General features: G+C 66.0%; 15 protein-coding genes, 2 tRNA genes and 3 rRNA genes. 7 read left to right on the top strand and 13 right to left on the bottom strand.

Going from position 1 to position 22,275, the window contains the following annotated elements; all coding sequences use genetic code 11:
* Positions 1-267 precede the first annotated feature (267 nt).
* Entirely contained in the window at positions 268-2,079 is a 1,812-nt protein-coding gene (locus B1759_RS09155; RefSeq protein ID WP_095514705.1) for a potassium/proton antiporter, read from the top strand.
* A 69-nt stretch (positions 2,080-2,148) separates the two neighbouring features.
* On the opposite strand, the gene B1759_RS09160 is transcribed toward B1759_RS09155, so the two are convergent.
* Both B1759_RS09160 and B1759_RS09165 read right to left on the bottom strand, forming a co-directional pair.
* A complete protein-coding gene (locus tag B1759_RS09160; protein WP_095514706.1) occupies positions 2,149-3,033 on the bottom strand; it encodes an FAD-binding oxidoreductase in 885 nt (294 codons plus the stop codon).
* A 71-nt stretch (positions 3,034-3,104) separates the two neighbouring features.
* The gene (locus B1759_RS09165; protein WP_095514707.1) at positions 3,105-4,688 is read right to left on the bottom strand and encodes a bifunctional response regulator/alkaline phosphatase family protein; all 1,584 of its coding nucleotides are present in this window, start codon (positions 4,686-4,688) and stop codon (positions 3,105-3,107) included.
* Between the two features lie 212 nt (positions 4,689-4,900).
* Here B1759_RS09165 and B1759_RS09170 point away from each other — a divergent pair, with 212 nt between their 5' ends.
* From B1759_RS09170 to B1759_RS09185, 4 genes are all read left to right on the top strand, one after another.
* Positions 4,901-5,263 (top strand): hypothetical protein, encoded by a 363-nt coding sequence (locus B1759_RS09170; protein WP_095514708.1) that lies wholly within the window; start codon positions 4,901-4,903, stop codon positions 5,261-5,263.
* 239 nt (positions 5,264-5,502) lie between these two features.
* Complete coding sequence (locus tag B1759_RS09175; protein ID WP_095514709.1) at positions 5,503-7,032, top strand: S8 family serine peptidase; 1,530 nt, start codon at positions 5,503-5,505, stop codon at positions 7,030-7,032.
* A gap of 170 nt (positions 7,033-7,202) precedes the next feature.
* Positions 7,203-7,418: a DUF2945 domain-containing protein gene (locus B1759_RS09180; protein ID WP_095514710.1), complete on the top strand. Its 216-nt coding sequence runs from the start codon at positions 7,203-7,205 to the stop codon at positions 7,416-7,418.
* Entirely contained in the window at positions 7,418-7,915 is a 498-nt protein-coding gene (locus B1759_RS09185; protein ID WP_095514711.1) for a DUF4126 family protein, read from the top strand. The genes B1759_RS09180 and B1759_RS09185 overlap by 1 nt, the downstream gene beginning before the upstream one ends.
* A 92-nt stretch (positions 7,916-8,007) precedes the next feature.
* On the opposite strand, the gene B1759_RS09190 is transcribed toward B1759_RS09185, so the two are convergent.
* From B1759_RS09190 to B1759_RS09215, 6 genes are all read right to left on the bottom strand, one after another.
* Positions 8,008-8,829 (bottom strand): ferritin-like domain-containing protein, encoded by an 822-nt coding sequence (locus B1759_RS09190; protein ID WP_095514712.1) that lies wholly within the window; start codon positions 8,827-8,829, stop codon positions 8,008-8,010.
* 58 nt (positions 8,830-8,887) lie between these two features.
* Positions 8,888-9,586, bottom strand: coding sequence for a ferritin-like domain-containing protein (locus B1759_RS09195; RefSeq protein WP_095514713.1), 699 nt, complete (start codon positions 9,584-9,586; stop codon positions 8,888-8,890).
* 183 nt (positions 9,587-9,769) lie between these two features.
* Entirely contained in the window at positions 9,770-11,560 is a 1,791-nt protein-coding gene (recJ, locus tag B1759_RS09200) for a single-stranded-DNA-specific exonuclease RecJ (protein WP_095514714.1), read from the bottom strand.
* A gap of 64 nt (positions 11,561-11,624) precedes the next feature.
* Entirely contained in the window at positions 11,625-12,299 is a 675-nt protein-coding gene (locus tag B1759_RS09205; RefSeq protein ID WP_095514715.1) for a polyphenol oxidase family protein, read from the bottom strand.
* The gene (locus B1759_RS09210) at positions 12,296-13,123 is read right to left on the bottom strand and encodes a shikimate dehydrogenase (protein ID WP_095514716.1); all 828 of its coding nucleotides are present in this window, start codon (positions 13,121-13,123) and stop codon (positions 12,296-12,298) included. The genes B1759_RS09205 and B1759_RS09210 overlap by 4 nt, the downstream gene beginning before the upstream one ends.
* Before the next feature lie 30 nt (positions 13,124-13,153).
* Positions 13,154-14,578 (bottom strand): tetratricopeptide repeat protein, encoded by a 1,425-nt coding sequence (locus tag B1759_RS09215; protein ID WP_095514717.1) that lies wholly within the window; start codon positions 14,576-14,578, stop codon positions 13,154-13,156.
* 189 nt (positions 14,579-14,767) lie between these two features.
* Between B1759_RS09215 and tmk the strand changes: the two genes are divergently transcribed.
* Positions 14,768-15,385 (top strand): dTMP kinase, encoded by a 618-nt coding sequence (gene tmk, locus B1759_RS09220; protein WP_095514718.1) that lies wholly within the window; start codon positions 14,768-14,770, stop codon positions 15,383-15,385.
* Positions 15,386-15,430: 45 nt separating this feature from the next.
* Here tmk and rrf read toward each other — a convergent pair.
* From rrf to B1759_RS09245, 5 genes are all read right to left on the bottom strand, one after another.
* Positions 15,431-15,541: ribosomal RNA gene (gene rrf, locus B1759_RS09225) — 5S ribosomal RNA — on the bottom strand.
* Between the two features lie 130 nt (positions 15,542-15,671).
* Positions 15,672-18,592, bottom strand: a 23S ribosomal RNA gene (locus tag B1759_RS09230).
* A gap of 244 nt (positions 18,593-18,836) precedes the next feature.
* Positions 18,837-18,909: transfer RNA gene (locus B1759_RS09235), tRNA-Ala, on the bottom strand.
* A gap of 39 nt (positions 18,910-18,948) precedes the next feature.
* A tRNA-Ile gene (locus B1759_RS09240) sits at positions 18,949-19,022 on the bottom strand.
* A 247-nt stretch (positions 19,023-19,269) separates the two neighbouring features.
* A 16S ribosomal RNA gene (locus B1759_RS09245) occupies positions 19,270-20,802 on the bottom strand.
* Together the 16S, 23S and 5S rRNA genes with 2 tRNA genes alongside form the textbook arrangement of a ribosomal RNA operon.
* Before the next feature lie 668 nt (positions 20,803-21,470).
* On the opposite strand from B1759_RS09245, the gene B1759_RS09250 reads away from it, so the two are divergent.
* Entirely contained in the window at positions 21,471-22,226 is a 756-nt protein-coding gene (locus tag B1759_RS09250; protein WP_158225190.1) for a PASTA domain-containing protein, read from the top strand.
* Positions 22,227-22,275: the final 49 nt, after the last annotated feature.

Consider the following 22,275-nt stretch of genomic DNA (forward strand, 5'->3'; position numbering starts at 1 on the left):
GATGCCGGAGAGCCCCGCGCCGGACCTCCCCGGTCGTCCCCGCGACGAGGGGTGTTCGCCGAGGTCTGCCTCTCCCCCACCCGAGGCCGAGGCGGGCGGGCGGGCCGAGCGTGACCCCGCGCAGGCCCCTGACTGATCGCCACGCCTCTCGCGCCCCTCGGCTCCGTGCACGATGCGCGCTCACGGGACGGCCGAGAAGCGAAGAGACCGGGTGGGGAGACATCACCGCGGCGCGGCGTAGGAGACCCGTTCTACGTCCCCCCACCCATGCCGTCCGTCGCCGCCGGAATGCTCCTCGTCGGCGCGCTGGTCGCCCTCGGGGTCGCGTCGAGCCGCGTCTCGGCCCGCCTCGGGCTGCCCGTCCTGGTCCTGTTCATGGGCGTGGGGATGGCAGCGGGGTCCGAGGGCCTGGGGGGCGTGCCCTTCGAGGACTATGGTCTCGCGAACGCCGTCGGCACCGTCGCCCTCGCGCTCATCCTGTTCGACGGCGGGCTCCAGACCCCGCTCGCGTCGGTCCGCGCGGCGTGGCGGCCGGCGCTGGCGCTCTCGACCGTCGGCGTCGCGCTGACGGCCGGGCTGACGGGCCTGGCGGCCGCCTGGGTGCTCGGGCTCCCGCTCCTGCACGGGATGCTCCTGGGCGGCATCGTCGGGTCGACCGACGCGGCGGCCGTGTTCTCGGTCTTGCGGTCGAGCGGGCTCACGCTGCCCGACCGGCTCGGGGCCACGCTGGAGGTCGAGAGCGGGTCGAACGACCCGATGGCCCTTTTCCTCACGGTCGGGCTCACGGGCCTGGCCGCCGGGGCCGCTCACTCGGCGGGGTCGCTCACCGTGCTGTTCGCGCTCCAGTTTGGCGTCGGCGCCGCGGTCGGGCTCGGGGTGGGACGCGCGGCGTCGTGGGCCGTCGAGCGGGCCGGACTCGACGCGCCCGGGCTCTACCCCGTGCTCGCGGCCGCGTTTGGACTTATCGCCTTCGGGGGCGCGGCCGTGCTCGGCGGGAGCGGGTTCTTGGCCGTCTACCTCGCCGGGATCGTGCTCGGGAACGGACGGCTCGTGTTCCGGCGGGGGACGCTCCTGGTCTTGGACGCGGCGGCGTGGCTGTCGCAGATCGCGCTGTTCATCCTGCTCGGCCTGCTCAGCTTCCCGAGCCGGCTGCTGGCAGTCGCGCCCGAGGGGCTCGTGATCGCGCTCGTGCTGGTGTTCGTGGCCCGACCCCTGGCGGTCGCCGCGTCCGTCCTCCCGTTCGGGTTCAGCACGCGCGACATCGCCTTCCTCTCGTGGGGCGGGCTGAAGGGGGCCGTCCCGATCACGCTCGCCACGTTCCCGTTGCTCGCGGGCGTCGAGGGCGCCGCGCTCCTGTTCGACGTCGTGTTCTTCGTCGTCCTGGTGTCGGCGTTGGCGCAGGGGTGGTCGCTCTCGGCCGTGGCCCGGTGGCTGGGCATCGGCCGGCCGGCCGCTCCGCCGCCGTCGGTCCGCGTCGAGGTCCACGCGCTCCGGCACCTCAACGGCGACGTCGTCGACTACACCGTGGCCCCCTCGGCGCGTGTGGCCGGGCAGACGCTCCGCGACCTCGCGCTGCCGGACGGGGCCGCCGTCATGCTGGTCGTGCGCGGCGAAGCCGTCGTCGTCCCCCGAGGCACAACGGCGCTCCGCCCCGGCGACCACGTGTTCATGGCTGTGCGGACGGACCTCCAGCCTCTCATGGACCGCCTGTTCGACCCGGACGCCCGGACGCCTCCGCTGGCGCCCGACCTCGCCGTCGAGTTCGTGAGGACGACCACGTTCGGCCAGCTCCACCGCTTTTTCGGGCTGCCCGCCCCGACGTGGTCGGAGCGGACGTTGGACGACGCCCTCGGCGACGACACACCTCACCTCGGGCCGTTCATGCTCGCCCCCGGCTCGGAGCCGGACCTCGCCCGGCTCACGGTCGCCCCTGTGGCCGCAGCGACCGACGAGGCGACCGAGGCGGACGATTCCGACCCGGATGCCGCCCCACACGATCCGGCGCCCGAAGCTCTCGGCGTGGAGCCAGAAGAGTCGGCTCCATACGGCCCAGGTCTGCCCCCTCTCCTCAGCCGATGACGGTGCGCGGCGGGGGTAGCACCGAGCCTCCCAGGACTCCACCGCCTGCGCCCTGGCGCGTTCCCGCAATCAGCTACGCTTTGGGGGGACAGTCTTCAGCACGACGCTCCCCGGCCCGCGTCCCGACGACCGCCTGCCCGGCGGTGGGGCCAGCGGCGGTGTCGACGACGAGGCCGCGTCGGCAGACGGTCCGGCTTCGCCGATGGTGAAGTACTTCTCCTCGTGGAGGTGCGCCGCGTCGACGCCGGCGCGGCGCAGGATGCCGAGCGCGGCCTCGATCATGTTGGGGTTGCCGCAAGCATAGCCCGCGACCTCGTCGGCCGCCCAGCCGAGGCGGTCGAGGTGCTTGCGCAGCACGTCCTCGACGCGCCCGACCTCGCCTGCCCACTCGGGATTTGCCCATGGTCGGCTAATCGTCGGGACGGCCTCTACCCAGCCTCTCTCGGCGAGTCGTTCCAACTCGGCGCGGTACGGGCCGTGCTCGGCCGCGTGGCTGGCGCCATGGATGACCAGGAAGCGATGCTCTGGCACGGGCGTACCCGTGTCGAGCGCCGCGGCGTGGGCTCGGATCATCGACAGGAAGGGCGCGATGCCGGTGACCGTGCAGGTCATCACGTGCCGCGTCCGCTCGACGTCCAGCACGAACTGGCCGACGACTTTCTTCCGGACCCAGACCGCGTCGCCCTCGCGGAGCGGCCACAGGAGCGGCGTCAGCGCCCCGTCCGCCACGTGCTCGATGACGAGTTCCACCAGCGGCTCGTGGGGCGCGCTGACGACGGAGTAGGCCCGCTTGACGATTGACCCGCGGGTGCCGGGCGCGGCCAGCGTGACGTACTGGCCGGGCTCGAACGACAGCGGCTCGGCCGGGCGGAGCCAGAACACGGCCAGGTCGTCGGTCACGTCGAGGCGACGCGCGACGGCCGCCTCGAGATAGCCGGGTGGCGGGGCGTCCATGCCACAGTGTAGGGCAGCCGTGACGACCACGCGCCCGACGGCTGCTCCTCCCGGAATGAGACGGCGGCTTCCTACCCCTTCGGCCGCAGCGTCACGACGGGCAGCAGGCACTCCTCCATCGTCACGCCGCCGTGCTGGAACGTGTCCCGGTACTGGTTCACGTAGCGGTTGTAGTTGGTCGGGTAGACGAAGTAGCTGTCGCCCTTGGCGAAGATGTAGTTCTCGTTGATGCCCAGGCGCGGCAGGCCGTACTCCTCGGGCTCCTTGACGAAGATGGCGTCGTCGGCATCCACCTTGAGGTTGCGGCCGTGCTTGTAGCGCAGGCTGGTCGACGTCTCGCGGTCGCCGATCACCTTGGCCGGGTGCAGCGCGCGGACGGCCCCGTGGTCGGTGCTGATGACGACCGTGCAGTCGTGCCGGGCCAGCTCCTGGAGCGCCGCCAGCAGCCAGCTGTGGCCGAACCACGCCTCCGTCAGCGCGCGGTAGGCCGGCACGTCGGGCGCGATCTCCTTCAGGATCTTGGTGTCGCTGCGCGAGTGCGCCAGGATGTCGACGAAGTTGACGACGACGGCCGAGAGGTCGTGCTGGAGGTAGTCCGCCACGCGGTCGGCGAAGCCGAGGCCGTCGGACTGGGAGACCAGCTTGTCGTAGCGGAAGCGGATGTCGCCGCGGTGCTTGCGCTTGAGCAGGTCCTCGAGGTACTCCGCCTCGTGCGCGTTGAGCGACGACTCGTCCTGGCGCTCGTCGACGGTGTAGCTCTGGAACCGCTTGGCGAGATCGATAGGCAACAGCCCACCGAAGATGGCATTCCGGCTGAACGGAGTCGCGGTCGGCAGCAACCCGAAGTGCCAGCCCCGGTCGATGTCGTAGAGCCCATGGAGGTGCTTCTCGAACAGCAGCCACTGGTCGTACCGCATGCAGTCGACCAGCAGGAACACGACGGGACGCTCGGGCTTGCCGCCCACATCGCCGAGGTGGGGGAAGACGCGGCTCGGCAGGATCTCGTGGCTCAGCAGCGGGCGGTCACGGCGCGGCTTCTCGCCCGCGATGGCCTCTCGGATCCATTTCGGGTAGCGGTCCTCGACGAACCCCGCGAAGCGGTCGTTGGCCTCGCGGTACTGGTCGTCGAGGATCTGGCGGACGCCCTCGTCGGCGCCTTCCAGGTCGAGGTCGTGGCGGACGAGCTTCTCGTACACCTCCGTCCACTCGGTCACGTCGAGGTCGCCGCCGATGCGGCCGGACAGTTCGCCGAAGCCCTGGAGGTAGTCGCGCTGGACGGCCTCGCCGCGGATCTGGGCGCCGTCCAAGATCTTCTTGACCGAGAGCAGGATCTGCTTCGGGTTGACCGGCTTGATGAGGTAGTCGGCGATCTGGCGGCCGATCGCGTCCTCCATGATGTGCTCCTCCTCCGACTTCGTGATCATCACGACCGGCGTCTCGGGGCGGTGGCTCTTGATGGCCTGGAGCGCGTCTAGCCCACCGAGCCCGGGCATCTGCTCGTCGAGGAAGACGACGTCGTAGCCGCCGTCGCTGGCGCGGTCCACGGCATCGGTGCCATTCGAGACGGTGTCGACGGCGTAGCCCTTGGCTTCGAGGAACAGGACGTGGGGCTTGAGGAGGTCGATCTCGTCGTCGGCCCAGAGGATGCGGGGCATGCGAAAGCGCCGGGGCGCGGAAGGGAGGGGCGTAGCGACGAGCGGGCGTGGTCCGGGGGCGTTGTGGCCTCCCAACGCCACAACATCGGTGGGAGTGCCCGCCTCGGCACCGAGGCGAGCGAGATCGCCGACGGCCCGTTCGATGAAGTGCCGATGAGCGTGGCAGTCGGTGCGGCGGTTTTGCGCTTGCATGACACACTCCCCCCTACCCCATGCACAAGCTCACTTTCCTCCTCGCTCTCGCCACGGCCCTCGTGGTGCTCCCCGCCTGCGACGCATTCGGTGGCGGCGACCCGACCATCGGTGGAACCTACTCCGGCATCGACCCGGCCCAGGGTCAGCGCGTGTCGATGATCATCCCCGCCGACACGGAGAGCGACCCGGATGCCACATTCACCCTCACGTACACCGAGACCGGTTTCCCCGACGCCATCGAGACGGCGACGTACGCCTACCCCACGCTGACGCTCACCGGTGACGTCAGCCTCCGTTGCACCGTCGACGAGACGGGCGACAGTCTGGACTGCAGGCCGACGGCCGGGCAGGATTTTGGCAACTTCGTGTTCACCCGATAGGGACTGGGCGTGGAGGCCAGGTCTGCCCTGCCTATCTCTCGCGGCCCTGGCGCGTTACCGTGCCCGGGCCGCGTCGTGTCCGGCCGCTTCGCTGAGATCGCAGACTGGCGGAGGTGGGAAGCATACACGCGGATTCGCAGACTGCTCGTGGAGCGGCGGCACCAGTCGTGCAGCGGCTACGTTGAGGGGATCGCGATGGCGTCTCCTCAGACGCCGACTCCTGACCTCCCCCCTCTCCCATGACCCTCCGCTCTCTGCTCGTCGCCGCGCTCGTGCTCGCGACGCCCGCCTTCGCCCAGGACGGCCCGCCCGCCGACTGGCACCTGCTCGACCGTGACGCCGACGGCGTCGAGGGCATCGGCTTGGCCGCGGCCTACGCGGCCTTGCCCGACCGCGCGCCCGCCGAGGTGGTCGTGGCCATCATCGACTCCGGCGTCGACATCACGCACCCCGACCTCGCGCCGGTACTCTGGACCAACCCCGGCGAGATCGCGGGCGACGGCATCGACAACGATGAGAACGGGTACGTGGACGATGTCCACGGCTGGAGCTTCCTCGGCGGTCCGGACGGCCGCAACATGGAGCATGACACCTACGAACTGGCCCGCCTCGTGGCGCTCTGCCGCGCGGGCACGCCGGATGCGACGTACTCCGACTGCGACGCCCTGGAGGCCGCCCTGGACGAGGAGCGCGCGCCCCTCGCGCAGCAGGCCGTCCAGCTCGCGCCGGTGCTCGCCGCCGCGGAGGCTGCCGACGCCCGCCTCCGCGTCAAGTACGGCGACGACTACTCGCTGGAGGACCTCGACGGCACCGACGACCCGGGCCCGCTCCTCTTCCTCGCCCAGCAGGGCGCGTCGCTCTCCGACCTGAAGACGTACGTCGAGTCGGTCGAGAGCCGCCTCCAGTACGGCCTCAACCCGGACTACGACGTGCGCGACCTCGTCGGCGACGACTATTCGGACGTGACGGAGCAGTTCTACGGCAACGCCGACGTGGCCGGGCCGGACCCGAATCACGGCACCGGCGTCGCCGGGCTGGTCGCGGCCGTGCGAGGCAACGACACGGGCATCGACGGCATCGCGCCCGCTCGCATCATGGTGCTGCGCGCCGTCCCCGGAGGCGACGAGCGCGACAAGGACATCGCCAACGCGATCCGCTACGCCGTCGGCAACGGCGCCCGCGTCATCAACATGAGCTTCGGCAAGAGCTACTCGCCGCAGAAGGGCGCCGTCGACGAGGCCGTGGCCTACGCCGTGGCGAACAACGTCCTGCTGGTGCACGCGTCCGGCAACTCGGGCGAGGACATCGACGTGGCGGACAACTTCCCGACGCGTACGCTCCTCGACGGGACGGTCACGAACGGCTGGCTGGAGGTCGGCGCGAGCACGTCCGACGCGTCGGCGATCGCGGCCGGCTTCTCCAACTACGGCCAGACGGCCGTCGACCTGTTTGCGCCGGGCGAGAACGTCACGTCGCTGAAGCCCGGTGGCGGCATCCAGACGGCCAACGGCACCTCGTTCGCCTCGCCGGTGGTGGCGGGCGTGGCGGCGCTCGTGATGGCCTACTACCCCGACCTCTCGGCCGAGGAGGTCCGCCAGATCCTGCTCGCGTCGTCCGCTCGCCTCGACGTCGAGACGACGCGGCCGGGCGCCGAGGACCTGGTGCCCTTCGCGACGCTCTCCGTCACCGGCGGCGTGGTCGACGCGGCGGCGGCGGTCCAGATGGCGGCCGACCGCACCGGCGCCTCGATGCCCCCGGCGAGCGACTGACCCCGCTCGGCAGACCGTTCGGCCGGGCCGGCTCCTCACGGGGTCGGCCCGGCGTCGTTTTATCCGCTCCGCGGACGCCCCGAGGCGGATGGGGTCGGCCCTGATTCCGCCGCACGGCGGACCTTCGCCATGCGTGCGAGGGTCGGATCCGCTCACCTACCGGACACACCATGCCCGCATACGAGACAGGCGACGAGGTCGAATGGAACTGGGGCTCGGGCACCGGCACGGGCACCGTCCAGGAGGTCTTCACCGAGCGCGTCACGCGCACGATCGACGGCACCGAGGTGACGCGCGATGCCGACCCCGACAACCCGGCCTACCTCATTGAGCAGGAGGACGGTGACCGGGTCCTCAAGTCCGAGAGCGAGCTCTCCACAGCCTGATGAGCACTCCCACCTCCCTCCTCGCCGCTGGCCTCGGCTGGGCCGCCGGGATGCGCAGCATGACGCCACCCGCCGTCCTGGCGAGGACGCTCGTCAGCCAGAGGCCCTCCATTCCACTCCTGGCTCGCCGACGCCGTCAGCCCGCTCGCGTACTCGGTACCGACCGCGCCGCGACGCTCCTCACGGTCGCCGCCGCGGGAGAGCTGACCGCTGACAAGTTGCCCGTGGCGCCACCGCGGACCTCGCCCCCTGCGCTGTTCGGTCGGCTCGCGTCGGGCGCGCTCGCGGGCGCGACCGTCGCCGCGATCCGTCGCCAGAACCCGGTGCTTCCTGCGCTCGTCGGCGCTGCCAGCGCGGTGGCCTCGTCGTTCGTGATGATGGACCTCAGGAAGCGAGTTGGGGAGGCGCTGGACGTGCCGGACCCCGCCGTGGCCGTCGTCGAGGACGTGCTGGCGGTCGCGATCAGCGTGGCAGCGAGCCATAGTGCCACCGGCTGACCCCATGCGCCTCGGCGCCGAGGCGGGCACAACCGAAAACGCCCGGCCCCTCCGAGGAGAGACCGGGCGTCTGGATCGAAGCGGAAAGGCGACTAGTCGTTGCCGTCGCCCTCCGAACCCGTGATGAAACCGCCCGCGATGTCGAGAACGGTCGTCATGTCGAGGCCCTCGTCGAACGCCTCGGTGATCTGCTGCGGCGTGTAGCCCGAGAGCGCCGTCGTCAGAGAGACCCCACCCTGCGTGGTGTTGTTCTCCGCCGGGAAGCCGTTGCCTGCACCATAGACCGCCGGGACCGGCGCGCTGGCCTGGTTGGCGGGAATCCAGCCCTTCTCGCCACGGATGCGGCGGATGGCGGCGGCGTGACGGCCCTCCACCGAGTGGATCTGGAGCGCCGTCGTCAGGTACGGCGAGCCGAGGATGGCAGCGGCCTGCCCCTTGTACGCGCGGACCCCGGTGTCCTCCAGCGACTGCGCGAGCGCGAAGAAGTCGTCCCGCTCGTCGAGGAAGGTGCCGAAGTCGAAGTCCGAGTCGGTGTAATCGACCGGAGTGCCGCCCGCGCCAGAGATGGCGGTGCGAAGCACAGTCACGTGAGCCGACTCGTCGCGCTCGATCGTCTCGATGAGCGGACGATCGGTGCCGAGGTAGCCCTGATCGAGCCCCTGGCGGTAAAACGAGCGCTCCAGGTACTCCAGGGTGAGCGCGTAGTTGAGGATGTCGAAGGCGTTGAACGTGCCGTTGCCGTCGATGTCGACTTGGTTCGGACCGGCGCCCTGCGCGTAGGCCGCGCGGGGATCGAGGAACGGAATGGCGGCGATGGCGGCACCGAGGCCAAGCTTGCCGACCGTGCCGAGGGCGTCGCGGCGCGACGAGGGCGCGTCGGCCTCGGTGTCGAAGTAGGAGAGGAGGGAAGTCATCAGAAGAGGGGAAGTCAAGAGAGGTCCGCCGGAGCGGAGAGGATCGGCGAGCCGGGCGCTACGAGGCCGGGACGTTGATGGCCCGGATCGTGTCCTGGATGAACGGGGCCGCGGCCGACAGCACAGCGCTCGGCATCAGCGCCTGGTCGAGGCCGTTGTTGTCCACCACGCCCGCCCCAGAGATCGAGTTGGGCGTGATCAGCCCCGCGATCACCGACGCATGACGCGCCTCGACGGAGACGATCTTGCCCGCGATCAGCAGGTAGTCCGCACTCGCGATGTACTGGCCCGCGCCGTTGTAGGCACCGACCCCGAGGTCCTCGAACACCAGCGCCGTGCCGAGCACGCTCGACCGGCTCGTGAAGTCGATCGACGAGAAGTCGGGCGTCAGGTCCGGAATGGGGGTCGCGCCAGCCCCACTGATGGCCGCCTCGAAGAAGTCGCGGTGGATGCCTTCGTGCGCGGCGAGGTCGCGGAGGATGGCCTGCTCGTCTGCGTTGAAGGTGCTCGCGAACGCCGCATTGCCGACGACAGTCGCGTAGAAGCCCGCCTCGAGCTGTTCGAGGGCGTAGGCGTAGTTCAGCACACCGACATCGCTGGAGAAGTCGAGCGTCACGACATCGCCATCGACGGGATCAGAGTCGCAGGCCTGGAGGCTGGAGGCCGCGACGACGGCGCCGAGGCCGAAGCCGGCGCGCTTGAAGAAGTCGCGGCGGCTGGTCGCGGCCGCGGCGTCTTGGAGGAGAGGGGAGGACATAGAGGGGACGGGAAAGAGAAAGACGAGGGCGCAGCGAGTGCCGCGTGTCCTCTCAACCTCTCTCACATGTGCATCAGTCCCCGTTCCCGGCAGGATGAGGCCGAGTCCTACACCCGAGTGGGGGCGCCCCCCACCGCCTCCCGAAGGGTGTTCCCTCCTCCGCAGAGTGTCCCTGCGGTCGGCCTACGCGTTCTCCTCCAATCGGAGGTCCTGCGCGCGAAGCTGGAGCGTCGTTCGGCCGTTCCATGTGTTCTCGTCCACCTGGAACGCGAGCTCCAGCGGCTGCCCGCGACGGACGCTCGCGAGCGCGGCGTCGTAGCGGTCAGCGAGGCCGAAGCCGATCACCGAGAACACCGGCCCGCCGTCGTCCTGGGCGACGCGCATGCGGAGGTGCTGCTTCTGCGCACCGACGCAGGACGGCTGGCCGACGACGCGGAGCCCCCGGCCCCAGAACGTCGGCCGGAGGTTGTCGGGGCCATGAGGGCCGAACTGCTTGAGGACGCTCCAGAAGCGCGGCGTCACGTCGCCGAGGTGGAGGTGCGCGTCGATCTCGATTTCGGGGATCAGGTCGTCGGTATCGGCCACGGCCAGCCCGACGGCCGTCTGGAGCCGCTCGCGCAGCATGTCGACGCGGTCGAGAGGGAGCGCGAGCCCGGCGGCGAAGGCGTGACCGCCGAACCGGTCCAGCAGGTCCGCACAATGAGAGAGCGCATCGTAGATGGAGATGCCCTTGACGGACCGCGCGGACCCCTTCGCGACGCCCGTGTCCTCGTCCGAGGTGAGCAGCACGGTCGGCCGGTGGAAGCGCTCGGCGACGCGGCTGGCCGTGATGCCGATGACGCCCGGATGCCATCCGGGCTTGTAGACGACGAGCGCCATCGGGTCGTCGGCCATCTGCGCCTCGGCGACACGGAAGGCCTCGTCGCGCGTCTGGCGATCCAGCTCTCGCCGCCGGAGGTTGAGCTCTTCGATCACCTCCACGAGGCGGCGCGCCTCGACGGGGTCGGTGGTGGCGAGCAGGTCGGCCGCGACCCCTGCGTCGGCGATCCGCCCGGCCGCGTTGATCCGCGGGCCGATCTGGAACACCATCTTCGACGACGTGCACCCGCTCAGGTCCACGTTCGCGCAGTCGGCCAGGGCCACGATCCCGGCGCGCGGGGACTCGGAGATCTGCTTCAGGCCTGCCCGCATCAGCACGCGGTTCTCCCCCACCATCGGGACGATGTCGCAGGCGGTGCTGACGGCGACCAGGTCGAGGTACGGCCACGCCTCTTCCTCGGGCAACCCAAGTTCGGCGATGACGGCCTGGATCAGTTTGAAACCGACCCCGCAGCCGCTCAGTCCGTCGAATGGGTAGTCGCAGTCGAGCCGCTTGGGGTCCAGGACGGCCGCAGCGTCGGGTAGGACGTCGCCAGGCGTGTGGTGGTCACAGATGACCAGTTCGATGCCCTTCGACCGGGCGTACTCGGTCTCGTCGACAGCCGTAATCCCGCAGTCGAGCGCCACGATCAGCGAGACGCCGCGCTCTACCGCCACGTCGATGCCGGCCTCGCTGATGCCGTACCCGTGTTCGAAGCGGTTGGGGATGAAGAAGTCCACTTCCAGGCCCTGGCTCTGGAGGAACGTCATCATCATGGCCGTCGACGTGGTCCCGTCGACGTCGTAGTCCCCGTAGACCATGACGCGCTCGCCGTCGCGAATGGCTGCCACGATGCGGGGAACCGCGCGGTCCATGTCCCGCATCAGGTAGGGGTCGTGCAGGCGGCCGAGGGATGGCCGGAAGAACGTATGGGCGTCGTCGTAGGAGCGGACGCCGCGAAGTGCGAGGGCACGTGCGAGAGCGTGCGGCAAGTCGTTCAGGTCGCTGGCGAGCGCGTCGACCAGCAGTTCGTCCGCGACGGGGCGGAGCGTCCAGCGGATGGTCGGGCGGGTTGCCTCCTCGGGAGGAGCCGCCACGGGCGAATCATCAGTCATGTTTTCGTGATCAGTCTCTGTGACCACGAAGATACACGGCGCGACCGGAACCACCCGGTCGTCGTCAGCGGAGGCCGATAAAGCCTAGCATCCGTCCCGGCGTGCCCCCCTCGGCACGGTAGGAGTAGAAGCGGTCGTCGGCGACCGTGCACTCGCCTGACGTCTCGACATCGGCCACGCCCGCCTCGGCGAGCTGGCGCGCGAGGTCGCCTCGGAGGTCGACGTGCGGCCGGGGCCACTCGGGACGACGCACGACCACAGCGGGATCGAATCGCGCCGCCACCTCCTCGCCCACCTCGAATGCCTCCGTCGAGATGCAGGGGGCGAGGTAGGCCTGCATCCGTGTCGGCTCAGCGCCGAGCGCCTCCATCGCCTGCACCGTCCCGCCGACGATCCCGGCCACCGTTCCACGCCATCCGCTGTGACAGGCCCCCACTACGCCCGCTTCGGCATCGGCGAGCAGAACCAGTGCACAGTCGGCCGCGATCACGCTGAGAAGGAGCCCTGGCCGGTCGGTCACCAGACCGTCGTGCGCCTCCACGTGCCCAGCCTCGCGCACAGTCGCCACATCGGCCCCGTGGACCTGACCGACGGAGGCGATGGGCAACCCGGTCGCATCCCCGAGGCGAGCGCGGGCAGCAGCGAGTCCTTCGTCGGCCGGAGAGAAAACGCGCGTCGTGAACCCGGCGACGAGGCGCGGGTCAGCGGCGAGGGCAGGACGCAGGATCGACTCGGTCATGATTGCAGGGCGGAGAGTGCGGCCTCACGAGCGACGTCGAGAGGGAACTCGCGACCGGTCCACAGACGGTACGCGGCCCCGGCCTGTCCCAACAACATCGGCAGCCCTCCGATGGTGGTCGCTCCTCGGGACGCGGCGGCGTCCAAGAAGGGGGTCTGGGCCGGTCGGTAGACGAGATCGTACACGACCTGCTCCGGTCGGAAGTCGTCGGCGCCAGGCCATGGCGTCCGTCCGTCGCCCATCCCCAGGGGAGTGGCGTTGACCACCAGATCGGCCTCACGGACACTCGAGGCCGCCGTCCCAGGCGTCGCGACCTGCATTTTTGCTCGGCCCGCTGCCGTCTCGAGGTCGGCGGCCAGCGCCTCAGCCTGCTCTGGCCGACGTGCCACCAGGGTCACCTTGGCTGCTTCTAGCGCTGTCAGCACGCCGTAGACCACCGCTCTCGCCGCGCCGCCTGCGCCAAACACCACCACCCGTGCGCCCTCCAGCCTGCTCCGATGCGCGTCGAGCGGTGCGAGAAACCCCGCTACATCGGTGTTGTCGGCTCGCCACCCCTCGGGGGTTCGGACGAGGGTGTTGGCGGCTCCCAGTGCCTGTGCCGTGGGTGTCGCCTCGGTGGCGCAAGCGAGGGCCTGCTGCTTGTGGGGGATGGTCACATTGGCCCCACGTGCGCCGAGCGCCCAGAGCCCATCCATCGCCGCTCTCACCCCAGACGACTCGACCGAACAGGCCAGGTAAACACAGTCGATGCCGTCGTGCGCGAAGGCGGCGTTGTGGAGTGTCGGCGAGAGGGAGTAGCCGATGGACTCCCCCAGCAGCACCATCAGCCCCGTCGACGCCGTCGGAGTCTCCACCTATCGCTCGTCGCCCGCCGTGCCCCGTCCGAGGCCGCCGGTCCGGGTGTCGCCCCCCCCCATCAGGTCCGGGTACGCACGGCGAATCTCCTCGGCACGCGACGGGTCCAGTTCGGCAGCACGCCGGAAGGACCGGACCGCGCTCTCGCGCTGCCCGATCGACGCCAGTGCCCAGGCCTGCCGAAGGTGGGCCTCCGATGAGGTCGGGTCGAGTTGGACCACCTGCGAAAACGCGTCCAGTGCCTCGGCGCGCAAGCCCGCCTCCAGACGAGTCTCCGCCAGGTCCAGCCACGCGTCGGTGTTCGAAGGATCGAGCTGGACGACGTGGGAATAGGCCCGGAGTGCCTCAGCCAGATGGCCGGCGTTGTACTCGGTGTCGGCGCGAGCGTGCCAGTACTCGCTCTCTTCCGGTGCGAGTCCGATGGCGCGCGCGAAGGCCGTCAGGGCTTCCGCGTACAGCCCCTGCCCGTCCAGCGCGCAGCCCATCCCGTACCACGCGTCGGCGTAGTCGGCATCGTCCGCGACCGCCCGGCGGAAGTAGTCGACGGCAGCAGGGTAGTCGCCCAGGTCATCGTACGCGAGGCCGAGGTTGTAGTAGGTCGCGGCGTCCCCCTCCTCGTGTTCCAACACCTTAAGGTAGCTGTCGGCCGCTCCCTGTGCCTCGCCGAGGTTGGCGAGGGCGTTTCCGCGGTTGTACCACGCCGAGGTGAACCCATCGTCGATCGCGACGGCGAAGTCGTACGACGACACGGCCTCCTCATACTTGCCGAGGCGGTTGAGAACGATCCCGCGGTTGTACCACGCGTTCTGCGCGTACGGGTCCACCTCGATCTGGCGGTCGTACGCCTCGACACTGTCCTGGAGTCGGTCGAGTTGGTCGTAGCAGAAGCCGAGCTCGTACCACACCTCCGGATGCTCCGGGTCGGTCTCAGCGCAGGCCTCCAGCGCCGCCGCCGCCTCTTCGAACTGGTCCAACTTCTCGAGCGCGATGGCACGGTTGAACAGCGCGTCCGACGCCAAGGGATCGAAGGCGAGCGCCCTCTCGAAATCAGAGAGGGCCTCCTCGGACCGTCCGAGCGTGTCCAGGGTGATGCCGCGGTTGATTAGCGTCTCCGCGTCGACGGGGTTGAGGGCCAGTGCCTCGTCGTAAGCCTCCAACGCTTCCTCATGCCGGTCGAGGTGGTTCAGCAACACCCCGCGTCGCATCCATGGGTCCGACGATCCAGCCGACCGTTCGATCTGGACATCGACCACGCCGAGCGCCTCCATTATCCGGCCGGTCTCGAAGTACGTAGTCGCGATGTACTCCAAGTCATCCACGTCGAAAAAAGCCGCCCCGCCATCGCGGAGATGCGCTTCATACGACTCGATCAGGTCGTCCGACCGATCACCGTCGATGGGGTCGTCGAACTCGAAGTCGAACATTCGCGGTCGAGCGCGAGGCTCTGCAACAGGTGGGGGACGGACGGGGACACCGAGGCTCCACCCCGTCGGCGCTAGTATAGCCGGGCCCCGCTGGGGATGCAATGTCCTGCGAGATCCTCGCGCGGTCTTGTCCCCCTCTTACGACCGGACGGCCAGAGGTTCCATTTCACCGTTTCCAGCACCAGACGCATGTTTATCAGCTTCGAAGGCATCGACGGGTCGGGCAAAACGACCCAGGCTCGCCTGCTCGCAGAGGCCCTCCGTAGCCGCGGCCATACTGTGGTCGAAGTCCGCGAGCCTGGGGGGACTCATCTGGGGGAGCAGGTACGTTCTCTGCTGCTGGATTCATCCGCAGCCATCGATCCCCGCGCCGAGCTCCTTCTCTTCTCTGCTGCCCGCGCTCAGCTGGTCGTGGAGGTGATCCAGCCCGCTCTAGACCGCGGGGCCACCGTCATCGCCGACCGCTTTTTCGATTCGTCAACAGCGTACCAGGGAGCAGGGCGTGATTTGGACGAGGCGTGGATGCCTCGCCTCCATGCCTTCGCAACGGCAGGGCTCTCTCCTGATCAGACCTACCTGATTGATCTGGACCTCGACACCGCCACAACTCGTCGTGGCACGAGTGGCGAGGACCGAATGGAAGCCAGCGGCACCGCGTTCTTCAACCGCGTCATTTCAGCCTATCGAGAATTGGCAGCCTCCAGCCCAGATCGAATCGTGGTAGTAGACGGACGCCGCACCATTGAGGACCAACACCTCCAGATCCTCTCCGATGTGCTGTCTCACACCAATAGCGAAGGGAGCTAAACAAAGAGAGCCCCGCCGCTTCGAGAAGCGACGGGGCTCACAGGGACTTGGCGACGACCTACTCTCCCACCTAATGGCAGTACCATCGGCGCTGCGGGGCTTAACGGCTCTGTTCGGAATGGGAAGAGGTGGGACCCCCGCGCTATAGTCACCAAGAAATCGGTGACGTGCGGATAGCCGTAGCAAAACTGCATCGGGTGGCATGGCGAACCATGCCTCTCGTTCGTAAACATTATCGAGCGTCTCGAATCACTTCGTCACGTACGTACAGTCGTACGAGGTGGAGTGCTTCAAGCTCTAGTAGGTAATTAGTACACCTCGGCTGAACACATTGCTGTGCGTACACCTAGTGCCTATCAACGTCCTCATCTCGAACGACCTACAAGGGAGAATTCATCTCGTGGTGGGCTTCGTGCTTAGATGCTTTCAGCGCTTATCCCTTCCCGACGTAGCTACCCAGCAATGCATCTGGCGACACAACTGGTACACTAGAGGTCAGTCCGTCTCGGTCCTCTCGTACTAAAGACAGCTCCACTCAATTCTCCAACGCCCGCAGCAGATAGGGACCGAACTGTCTCACGACGTTCTGAACCCAGCTCGCGTACCGCTTTAATGGGCGAACAGCCCAACCCTTGGGACCTTCTCCAGCCCCAGGATGCGATGAGCCGACATCGAGGTGCCAAACCTCCCCGTCGATGTGAACTCTTGGGGGAGATAAGCCTGTTATCCCCGGCGTACCTTTTATCCTTTGAGCGACGGCCCTTCCATTCGGAACCGCCGGATCACTAAACCCTACTTTCGTACCTGCTCGACCTGTATGTCTCGCAGTCAAGCGCCCTTGTGCTTTTACACTCTACGCACGATTACCGACCGTGCTGAGGGCACCTTTGGGAGCCTCCGTTACATTTTAGGAGGCGACCGCCCCAGTCAAACTACCCACCTAACACTGTTCCCCGACCGGATCACGGCCGTGGGTTAGGCATCGACCAAAACGAGGGCGGTATTTCAAGGGTGGCTCCAGGACGCCTGGCGACGCCCCTTCAAAGCCTCCCGCCTATCCTACACACGTTTTGGCCAATGTCAATGCTAAGCTGTAGTAAAGGTGCACGGGGTCTTTCCGTCCCGCTGCGGGTACCCGGCGTCTTCACCGGGACCACAATTTCACCGAGCGCGCGGTCGAGACAGTGCCCAACTCGTTGCACCATTCGTGCAGGTCGGAACTTACCCGACAAGGAATTTCGCTACCTTAGGACCGTTATAGTTACGGCCGCCGTTTACTGGGGCTTCGGTCGAAAGCTTCGCTCCGAAGAGCTAACCTCCTTCCTTAACCTTCCAGCACCGGGCAGGTGTCACTCCCTATACGTCGTCTTGCGACTTGGCAGAGAGCTGTGTTTTTGCTAAACAGTCGGTTGGGCCTTTTCACTGCGGCCACCCAGAGGGTGGCGTCCCTTATTGCTAACGTAGGGGACCAATTTGCCTAGTTCCTTGACCGCGCATCACTCGAGCGCCTGAGGATACTCTCCTCGCCCACCTGTGTTGGTTTACGGTACGGGCTCCCTTGACAACCTACGATGCTTTTCTCGGCAGTGTGCTCGGGGCTACTGTGAGTTCACCTTGCGGATTCCTCTACTGTCGTATTTCAGCCTATGTGGAGCAGCGGATTTGCCTACCGCTCCGGCCTACGTACTTCAACGACCCATTCCGTCGGGTCGCGAGCCTTACGCTTCTGCGTCACACCTTAGGTTAACGCCTTTGGGAGGTACGGGAATATTTAACCCGTTTGCCATCGACTACGCCTTTCGGCCTCGCCTTAGGTCCCGACTAACCCTGTTCCGATTAACGTTGAACAGGAACCCTTGGGCTTACGGCGGACAGGTTACTCTCCTGTCTTATCGTTACTCATTCCTACATTTTCTCTTCCAGAAACTCCACCATACCTCACGGTACGGCTTCGGCGTCGCTGGAATGCTCCCCTACCACTCTACGTAGTAGAATCCGAAGCTTCGGCGCCATGCTTGATGCCCGATACATTTTCGATGCCGGACCGCTCGACTAGTGAGCTATTACGCACTCTTTAAATGAATGGCTGCTTCTAAGCCAACATCCTAGTTGTCTAAGCAGTCCGACCTCCTTTGGTCAACTTAGCATGGACTTGGGGGCCTTAGCTGTCGATCTGGGTTGTTTCCCTCTCGGACACGGATCTTATCACCCGCGCCCTCACTGCCTCTGAACATGTGTCCGGCATTCGGAGTTTGTCTGGAGTTGGTACCCGGTGAAGGGCCCGCGTCCAATCAGTGCTCTACCTCCGGCACACTTTGGAGAGACGCTGTACCTAAATACATTTCGGGGAGTACGAGCTATTTCCAAGTTTGATAGGCCTTTCACCCCTACCCACAGCTCATCGGAGCCTTTTTCAACAGACACCCGTTCGGTCCTCCACGCGGTCTTACCCGCGCTTCAACCTGGCCATGGGTAGCTCACCTGGTTTCGCGTCTACCTCCACTGACTGTACGCCCTATTCAGACTCGCTTTCGCTTCGGCTTCGGTGCTGAACACCTTAACCTTGCCAGTGAAGAGTAACTCGTAGGATCATTATGCAAAAGGCACGCCGTCACCCGATAAACGGGCTCCGACTGGTTGTAAGCACACGGTTTCAGGTACTATTTCACTCGCCTACTAGGCGTTCTTTTCACCTTTCCCTCACGGTACTAGTTCGCTATCGGTCACAAGAGAGTACTTAGCCTTACCAGATGGTGCTGGCAGATTCCCACAAGATTTCTCCGGTCCCGTGGTACTCAGGTGCCTGCGGTGCTGCTCGCTGTACGCCTACGGGACTATCACCCTCTATGGTGTGGCTTTCCAGGCCACCTCGACTTCTGCTTGCAGATCACCGTACGCAGGTCCTACAACCCCGGCAGCACCGAAATGCTACCGGTTTGGGCTAATCCCCGTTCGCTCGCCACTACTTAGGGAGTCACTATTGTTTTCTCTTCCTCCGGGTACTTAGATGTTTCAGTTCCCCGGGTTAGCCCCTACATCCTATGTTTTCAGATGCAGGTAACAGGCCTTCAGCCTGCTGGGTTTTCCCATTCGGAAATCCGCGGATCGTAGAGTATTTGCCTCTCCCCGCGGCTTATCGCAGCTTATCACGTCCTTCATCGCCTTCTTGTGCCAAGGCATCCACCGTGTGCTCTTAGTCGCTTGATGCGACCTCGTATGAGTCTACGTTCGTTCTGGAGTTCATCCAGACGCTCGATGCTATTTTCTCAGCAAGACGAACCATCTGCCAGCGCCCCGAAGGACTAGCCAGCGTCAGGTTCGACCCTGATGCAGTTTTGCTACGGCTATCAACACGTCAAAGAACCGTCCGGGTCATCTCCGAAGAGATTTGCCAGTCTGCCACCCTGACCTTTCGGTCGTGATCCCATTGAGAGGATCGGGTGTCAGGTAGTGGAGCCAGAGGGATTCGAACCCCCGACATCCTGCTTGCAAAGCAGGCGCTCTGCCAACTGAGCTATGGCCCCGATAAGCGTGACTGGTTGCTGCGAGCAGCAAGCCAGCGGTGGGACTGGGAGGAGTTGAACCTCCGACCTCACGCTTATCAGGCGTGCGCTCTAACCACCTGAGCTACAGTCCCGCATCACGCTCCGGGGAGCGAGGCTGGACGGTCGCTCCGGTGGGAGCGGACCAACAACGGTCTAAAAGAACAAAGGCCAAGGCCTCGTGGGCGGCGAACCGTCCGGGGACAGAACATAGGGAGCCCCAAAGAGCCTACCCGTGAACTGCCATTGAACACCCCGTGGTGCCGACGTTGAGAGAGAGAAGCATAGCGAGCCCATGTCGACCGCCAGCGCGAGGCTGCGATCAGAGGAGCGTCGAGCTCTGTGAGAGGTAATCCAGCCGCACCTTCCGGTACGGCTACCTTGTTACGACTTAGCCCCAGTCACTGAGTTCACCTTCGGCCGCTCCCTCCCTAAGGTTGGGTCACGGACTTCGGGCGCCCTCAACTTCCATGGCTTGACGGGCGGTGTGTACAAGGCCCGGGAACGTATTCACCGCGTCATTGCTGATACGCGATTACTAGCGATTCCAGCTTCACGGAGTCGAGTTGCAGACTCCGATCCGAACTGAGACCGGCTTTGTGGATTCGCTCCTCCTCGCGGAGTGGCTGCCCATTGTACCGGCCATTGTAGCACGTGTGAAGCCCCAGGCGTAAGGGCCATGATGACTTGACGTCGTCCCCACCTTCCTCACTGCTTGCGCAGGCAGTCTCGCTAGAGTCCCCGGCATTACCCGCTGGTAACTAGCGATAGGGGTTGCGTTCGTTGCGGGACTTAACCCAACATCTCACGACACGAACTGACGACAGCCATGCAGCACCTCGCTACCAGTCCGAAGAAGGGCCCTTTTCGGGGCCTGTCCGGTAGCGTTCGAGCCTGGGTAAGGTTCTTCGCGTTGCATCGAATTAATCCACATGCTCCACCGCTTGTGCGGGCCCCCGTCAATTCCTTTGAGTTTCAACCTTGCGATCGTACTCCCCAGGTGGGATGCTTAACGCGTTAGCTTAGACACTGCACCTGAAGCGGTGCAACATCGAGCATCCATCGTTTACGGCGTGGACTACCAGGGTATCTAATCCTGTTTGCTCCCCACGCTTTCGTGCCTGAGCGTCAGTACCCGTCCAGCTATCCGCCTACGCATCAGGTGTTCCTCGTGATATTTACGCATTTCACCGCTACACCACGAATTCCGATAGCCTCTCCGGGACTCAAGACGTGCAGTATCAAGGGCAGTTCACCGGTTAGGCCGGTGGCTTTCACCCCTGACTTACACGCCCGCCTGCGCACCCTTTACACCCAGTGATTCCGGACAACGCTTGGACCCTCCGTATTACCGCGGCTGCTGGCACGGAGTTAGCCGGTCCTTATTCGTACGGTACCGTCAGACCTCCTAGAAGGAGGTGTTCTTCCCGTATAAAAGCAGTTTACGCCCCTGAGGGGTGTCTTCCTGCACGCGGCGTGGCTGCGTCAGACTTTCGTCCATTGCGCAATATTCCTCACTGCTGCCTCCCGTAGGAGTCTGGCCCGTGTCTCAGTGCCAGTGTGGCGGATCATCCTCTCAGACCCGCTACGGATCGTCGCCTTGGTGAGCTGTTACCTCACCAACTAGCTAATCCGACGCAGGCTCATCCTCAGGTGGCCGAAGCCTTTGATCGGTGGTCCATGCGGACCTCCGACGTTATGTGGTATTAGCCACGGTTTCCCGTGGTTATTCCCCGCCTGAGGGCAGATTGCCTACGCGTTACTCACCCGTGCGCCACTTTCCACCAGGTGCAAGCACCCGGCTTCTCGTTCGACTTGCATGTGTTAAGCCCGCCGCCAGCGTTCGTCCTGAGCCAGGATCAAACTCTCCATAGTAGAGAGATTGATCTCCTGTTCCATCCGAAGATGAAGCCAGGGATCGATTGCCATACCCTCTCGGGTACAGCGTGCTGTTGAGCTTGTTGTTTGGAGTGCCGAAGCACTCCGGGTTGACTTATTCTCGTCTGGTCGCTTCCAACTGGTGAACCAGTGGAGAGCGGCCGACGAGGGCTCGCTATGCTTCCAATCTCTCAATGAACGGTGCCGGTGAAGTCAAGCTGGCGAACCAGCCTTGCCTCCGGGGCGTCCTGCTAATCTACGGAATCCGTAGTGGGCTGTCAAGTGCTTCGTCGTCTCTTCTCTTGCGATCTGTAGACCCGGCGAGTGCCGGTCGGCGAAGCTCCTGCTCCTCTTTCGAGGGGAGCCCATGGTACGGGTGAATCCGGGAGGCCGCAAGGACCGGGAGGCGGGTTCACTAACCCTTCGCCCGTTCGGCTGCGACCCTCGTGGATCCGTCATCCGGTAGAGAACAGAGCAGCGGGGCGAGTCGCGAACGACGCTATCCCTGCTGCGGAGACCCATGATAGGCACCCTTCCGGCCCGTGTCTATGGACACGCGGAGGAGAGGGAGTGAGGGGTGTGTGAGGGTGAGGGGTCCGGACTCTGCTCCGCTATCTTTAAGGACACGCGCCGGGTTCCGGGGCTCCCTTCTCTCCTCCCTCTATATGGCTCGCTCTGACCGCGGTGGCATCCTGTCTGTTCTGGGCGACCGCGCCTTCTGGCTCGGCCTCGTTGTGATCGTCGTCGGTCTCATCGTGTTCGCCCTCCTCTTCAACTCGGCTGTCATGCCGATCTGGACGCGTCACGACGCCGCCGTGCAGGTGCCAGACGTGAAGGAGCTCACCCCGGAGGATGCCCAGAGTGCTCTGTTGCTCGCCGGACTCGACTGGGAGGAGCAGGAGCAGCCTTACAACCCCAACGTCCCGGCGGACGTGGTGGTGGATCAGAGTCCGTCGGCTGGGACGACTGTCAAGCCGGGGCGGCGGATCTACTACTACGTCAACGTCAGTCCGAAGCAACTGGTGGTGGTGCCGCGCGTCGTCTCGCTGTCGGAAGGCAAGGCGAGGGAGGACGTCGGGGATCGCGGCCTCGTGGTGGACCGTGTCGAGATGGACACTCTCCGGACCCCCTATGAGAACACGGTCACCCGCCAGGAGCCGGCGGCTGACAGCCGCGTGCCGGTCGGAACACGCGTTACGCTGTGGATCAGCCCCGGTGTGGAGAGCGGCCGCCAGGTGACCGTTCCCAATGTGACCGGGATGCTGGTCGAGGAAGCACGCGCTGCGATCAGCGAAGCGGAGCTCTGGGTCGACTCGCCTCGGGCGGTCGAGGGGGAGGTGACGCGTCAGGAGCCTGCTCGGGGCGAGCGCCTGAGCCCGGGGCAGGAAGTGCGCATCTATACAGAGAGCGGCGGCGACTGAGCCTCTGACGTCCTCCGATCGTCCGATGTAAGTCCTCCTTTGGCAATCG

Origin of the sequence: Rubrivirga sp. SAORIC476, assembly GCF_002283555.1 — a bacterium.
Lineage (GTDB): Bacteria > Bacteroidota > Rhodothermia > Rhodothermales > Rubricoccaceae > Rubrivirga.

Coding starts and splice junctions, on each gene's coding strand:
- B1759_RS09155 (WP_095514705.1), top strand. CDS start 268: ATGCCGTCCGTCGCCGCCGGAATGCTCCTCGTCGGCGCGCTGGTCGCC.
- B1759_RS09160 (WP_095514706.1), bottom strand. CDS start 3,033: ATGGACGCCCCGCCACCCGGCTATCTCGAGGCGGCCGTCGCGCGTCGC.
- B1759_RS09165 (WP_095514707.1), bottom strand. CDS start 4,688: ATGCCCCGCATCCTCTGGGCCGACGACGAGATCGACCTCCTCAAGCCC.
- B1759_RS09170 (WP_095514708.1), top strand. CDS start 4,901: ATGCACAAGCTCACTTTCCTCCTCGCTCTCGCCACGGCCCTCGTGGTG.
- B1759_RS09175 (WP_095514709.1), top strand. CDS start 5,503: ATGACCCTCCGCTCTCTGCTCGTCGCCGCGCTCGTGCTCGCGACGCCC.
- B1759_RS09180 (WP_095514710.1), top strand. CDS start 7,203: ATGCCCGCATACGAGACAGGCGACGAGGTCGAATGGAACTGGGGCTCG.
- B1759_RS09185 (WP_095514711.1), top strand. CDS start 7,418: ATGAGCACTCCCACCTCCCTCCTCGCCGCTGGCCTCGGCTGGGCCGCC.
- B1759_RS09190 (WP_095514712.1), bottom strand. CDS start 8,829: ATGACTTCCCTCCTCTCCTACTTCGACACCGAGGCCGACGCGCCCTCG.
- B1759_RS09195 (WP_095514713.1), bottom strand. CDS start 9,586: ATGTCCTCCCCTCTCCTCCAAGACGCCGCGGCCGCGACCAGCCGCCGC.
- recJ (WP_095514714.1), bottom strand. CDS start 11,560: ATGACTGATGATTCGCCCGTGGCGGCTCCTCCCGAGGAGGCAACCCGC.
- B1759_RS09205 (WP_095514715.1), bottom strand. CDS start 12,299: ATGACCGAGTCGATCCTGCGTCCTGCCCTCGCCGCTGACCCGCGCCTC.
- B1759_RS09210 (WP_095514716.1), bottom strand. CDS start 13,123: ATGGTGCTGCTGGGGGAGTCCATCGGCTACTCCCTCTCGCCGACACTC.
- B1759_RS09215 (WP_095514717.1), bottom strand. CDS start 14,578: ATGTTCGACTTCGAGTTCGACGACCCCATCGACGGTGATCGGTCGGAC.
- tmk (WP_095514718.1), top strand. CDS start 14,768: ATGTTTATCAGCTTCGAAGGCATCGACGGGTCGGGCAAAACGACCCAG.
- B1759_RS09250 (WP_158225190.1), top strand. CDS start 21,471: ATGGCTCGCTCTGACCGCGGTGGCATCCTGTCTGTTCTGGGCGACCGC.